This is a genomic window from Thermosynechococcus sp. OHK43 (genome assembly GCF_014466085.1).
GTDB lineage: Bacteria > Cyanobacteriota > Cyanobacteriia > Thermosynechococcales > Thermosynechococcaceae > Thermosynechococcus.
The window spans coordinates 1-3731 of record NZ_JACOMP010000178.1; the positions used below are offsets into that span (position 1 = coordinate 1).

Sequence of the window (3731 nt, forward strand, 5' to 3'; positions counted from 1 at the left end):
GACTAACTCAAGGGGCTGGTCTGAACTGAGACCTGTGCGCCACAAAGCGCTACCGCAGGTTTGATACACTTGCAGCGCCTTTCCCTGCGCCTGTTGGCTGGCGATCGCATGCCAGTCTCCTGCCCCCCGTTGCCACCCCAAGGCTGTTCCCCAAGTATCCACGGCAAAGTAGCCTTGGCTATAACTTGCCCCTGTGAGAATTGGTGTTGCGCCAAGGGTAGCACTGAGGATGTGACAGAGGCGATCGCCCCCCGCACTATGCCCCCCCAGCAAACTCACGATCCATTGGCCATTCTCAGAAAGAACGCAAACCGCCGGATCCTGGCTTTTGTGGGTCAACAGGGGTGAGATTAACCGCACCACAGCACCGCAGGCCAAGGCAAAGATCCAAGCGCGATAGTGGCACCAGTGTTTCTGTAAATGGGCTGCCAGAGGACCCTCGTAGGTTTGTACGGGGCGGTGGGCACCTAACTGGGGCGAGACCCAAATGCTGAGGGGAATGCCTACATCAACAATGCGCTGGAGTTGAGCCAGTCCCTGGGGAAGTGGTGGCGATCGCCCCCATGGGTTGAAACGGGTCTAAGGGCAGCATGAACTAGACATCAAAGCGATAGCGCACTGCCCCTGTCTCGGGGTCATTGAATACTGTGGCATAGCCGAGTCGCTGAGCCTCAAAGAGCAATTCCTCGACTGTTTGGGGATCTAGATGGGTATAGAGGGCTACTTGGGCTGCTGAGAGAACGCCCCCATGTTCTTTTGCGACTTGCAGTAAACGGTGTATCGATCTACCAGAGGCAGGGCTGAGGTCAGGGTCCTTCTCTGCTGTTAGATAGCGTCCCCGCAGGTAGGTTTTGTGGCGATCCACCAGCCCTGGAATCAGAAACAGATCAATGAATTGACCGACACCACAGACGCCGAAGGTGACTAGGTACAACAGACCCACTAGGGGCTGCCCGACATAAAAGCGTTGCAGGCCGCAGACCCCGACGAGGCTCAAACACCACAGCAGGTAGGCATTCGCCACACTCAGGGAGGGGGGTTGCGTTTGGGGGTGTTGGCGATGTTCAGACTGAGACAAGTGAAATCTTTCCACAATGCGCCCATGAGGATCTCACTCATTATCCATCCTAGCCTAAGTTCTTGAGAACCCCAAAGGGGGCGATCGCCCCCCAAGGACTGCTCCCTAAAAGTTCGGCTGATGGCGAATCAAGTTGAGAAACTCCTCACGGGTCTTTTGATCTTCACGGAAAACCCCCAGCATCGAACTGGTCACTGTCCAAGAGCCGGGTTTTTGGACACCGCGCATCACCATGCACATGTGGGTTGCTTCCATAACCACAGCCACTCCCTTCGGATCGAGAACGGTTTCAATGGCTTCAGCCACCTGACGGGTCAGGCGTTCTTGAACTTGCAGCCGCCGCGCATACATTTCCACAACCCGGGCCAATTTACTGAGGCCAATCACTCGCTGGTTGGGGATATAGGCCACATGGGCTTTGCCAATGAAAGGCAACATGTGATGCTCACAGAGGCTAAAGAAGTTAATGTCGCGCACCAAGACCATTTCATCGTGGCCTTCATCAAAAATCGCGCCGTTGACAAGGGTTTCAAGGGATTGGCTGTAACCACTGGTGAGAAATTGCATTGCTTCAGCGACCCGCTTGGGTGTTTTCAGCAACCCCTCGCGATCGGGATCCTCGCCCACATTCAGTAGAATTGTGCGTACTGCCGCCATCATTTCTTCCTTGGCAACCTCTGGGGGGGGTGGGTGGGGAATCGCTTCTTTGCCTTGGTGGGTGTTGCGATCGGGCAGAATTGCCGGTGTGGCCGCTTTACCGTTAATGATCGAATCGGGCATATTGAACGTTGCCATAAAAAGGGTGACAAGTAAAGGACAAGGTGGAGTCTAGAGGGTTCCGCCGAGGGGCATGACCACTAGCTCTTCCACAAAAGCCGTTTGCGGCAATTGAGTCGTGTACAAAATGGTGTTAGCAATGTGTTCGGGGCTGAGCATCCCCGTGCGGTCAAAGTCTCCTGCTACGTCTTCCCAAATGGGGGTGTCAACGGCGCCGGGACAGATGGCAATCACGCGGATACCGTGGGCGCGTTCTTCAGCCGCCATCGTTTTGGTCAAGGCCATGAGGGCAAACTTCGAGACACAGTAGGCGCCCCAGTCGGGAAAAACTTGGCGTCCAGCAATTGAAACAACATTGACTATCGTACCGCACTGGCGAGATCGTAGTTGCGGCAGTACCGCTTGGGAGCAGATGAGGGCACTGGTGAGGTTGACGTTCAGGATTTGCTGCCAGTCCGCCAAGGGTTGATCAATGAGGGGAGCGGTTCTTGCCATCCCTGCATTATTCACCAGTACATGGACATCGCCAACACTACTGAGAATCTCATCAAGGCGCGATCGCAGGGGTTCTGGATCACTGAAATCCACACTAAATGTGTGGGCTTGAACGCCATAGGCCACCACCTGGGCATGGACACCAGCCAGTTTGGCGGGCGATCGCCCCAAGAGCACCACATTAAATCCCGCTTGGGCAAAGGCAATGGCCGTGGCTGCCCCAATGCCACTACTGGCTCCGGTGATTAGGACTTGTTGGGTCATACCGCTTCAGCAAAGACACCCATGCGCCGAAACTTCTGATAGCGCAACTCCCGCCGTTCACTACTGCTGAGGGCTTGCACTTCCGCCAAATTTCGCAGGAGAGCTGCCTTGAGATTTTCTGCTGCTTCTACGGGGTTGCTATGGGCAGCACCAACGGGTTCGGGCACAATTTCATCAACAATCCCTAGCTTCAGCAGGTCGCGAGCCGTGATTTTCAGAGCTTCCGCTGCTTGGGGCGCCTTTTGGGCATCGCGCCAGAGAATTGCTGCACAGGCCTCCGGCGGCGCCACACTATAGACGGCGTGTTCAAACATCAGCAGGCGATCGCCCACCCCAATGGCCAAAGCACCACCAGACCCACCTTCGCCAATCACAGTACAGATGATTGGCACCTCAAAGCGGAACATCTCCCGTAGATTGTAGGCAATGGCTTCCCCTTGGCCAAACTTTTCCGCCTCCACCCCCGCCCAAGCCGCCGGTGTATCAATGAAGGTGAGGATGGGCATCTGAAAGCGGTTGGCATGCTCCATCAGACGCAGGGCTTTGCGATAGCCCCCGGGGGAGGCCATGCCAAAATTGCGAGCCACATTATCTTTGGTGTCGCGACCCTTTTGCTGCCCTAGCATCACGACCGGTTGATCATTGAGCCGACCGATACCACCGACAATGGCGGGATCATCACTGCCCCGGCGATCGCCATGAAGTTCGATCCACTCTTCACTAATGGCTTGGATGTAATCCAACGTGCTGGGACGGCGCGGATGGCGAGCCACCTGAAGGGTTTGTCCCGGTGTCAGCTTACTAAAAATTTCATAGCGCAGTTGCCTGGCGCGCTCCTCCAATTCACGGATTTGCTCTGAGACATCAACACCAAACTCCGAAGACTTATCCCGCACCTGCTGAATTTGGGCTTCTAGCTCCACGAGGGGCTTTTCAAACTCCAACAGAAGCGTGCGACGTTCGTTTGCCATAGGCGAGTGGGTTCCTTTTGGTTTTACTGAGGGTTCAACAGGAGTGGCTTAAATCCGTGTTTACGGGAGACCTCACCAATTTGCTGCATCTTTTCCACAGTGATTTGATTGCGCCCCCAAGAGAAATTGGTGTGCCAGCCCTCGAA

At 55.3% G+C, this 3731-nt stretch carries 4 protein-coding genes and 2 pseudogenes; all 6 read right to left on the bottom strand.

From position 1 onward, the window contains the following. Positions 1-363 (bottom strand): annotated as a pseudogene (locus H8Q75_RS07575) (cobalamin biosynthesis central domain-containing protein); the annotation flags it as partial. Positions 364-595: 232 nt separating this feature from the next. After that, positions 596-1078: a TM2 domain-containing protein gene (locus H8Q75_RS07580; RefSeq protein ID WP_024124400.1), complete on the bottom strand. Its 483-nt coding sequence runs from the start codon at positions 1076-1078 to the stop codon at positions 596-598. Positions 1079-1183: 105 nt separating this feature from the next. Beyond that, positions 1184-1858 carry a GTP cyclohydrolase I FolE gene (gene folE / locus H8Q75_RS07585; protein WP_297041021.1) on the bottom strand — a complete coding sequence of 225 codons (675 nt, stop codon included), beginning with the start codon at positions 1856-1858 and terminating at the stop codon, positions 1184-1186. 48 nt (positions 1859-1906) lie between these two features. Beyond that, positions 1907-2614, bottom strand: coding sequence for an SDR family oxidoreductase (locus tag H8Q75_RS07590; protein ID WP_297041022.1), 708 nt, complete (start codon positions 2612-2614; stop codon positions 1907-1909). Then, a complete protein-coding gene (locus tag H8Q75_RS07595) occupies positions 2611-3585 on the bottom strand; it encodes an acetyl-CoA carboxylase carboxyltransferase subunit alpha (RefSeq protein ID WP_024124397.1) in 975 nt (324 codons plus the stop codon). The genes H8Q75_RS07590 and H8Q75_RS07595 overlap by 4 nt, the downstream gene beginning before the upstream one ends. A 23-nt stretch (positions 3586-3608) precedes the next feature. Next, a pseudogene (locus tag H8Q75_RS07600) lies at positions 3609-3731 on the bottom strand (long-chain acyl-[acyl-carrier-protein] reductase); the annotation flags it as partial.

What these genes read in the sequence shown, in the direction of transcription:
- folE (WP_297041021.1), bottom strand. Translation starts at nt 1,858, where the DNA reads ATGCCCGATTCGATCATTAACGGTAAAGCGGCCACACCGGCAATTCTG.
- H8Q75_RS07590 (WP_297041022.1), bottom strand. Translation starts at nt 2,614, where the DNA reads ATGACCCAACAAGTCCTAATCACCGGAGCCAGTAGTGGCATTGGGGCA.
- H8Q75_RS07595 (WP_024124397.1), bottom strand. Translation starts at nt 3,585, where the DNA reads ATGGCAAACGAACGTCGCACGCTTCTGTTGGAGTTTGAAAAGCCCCTC.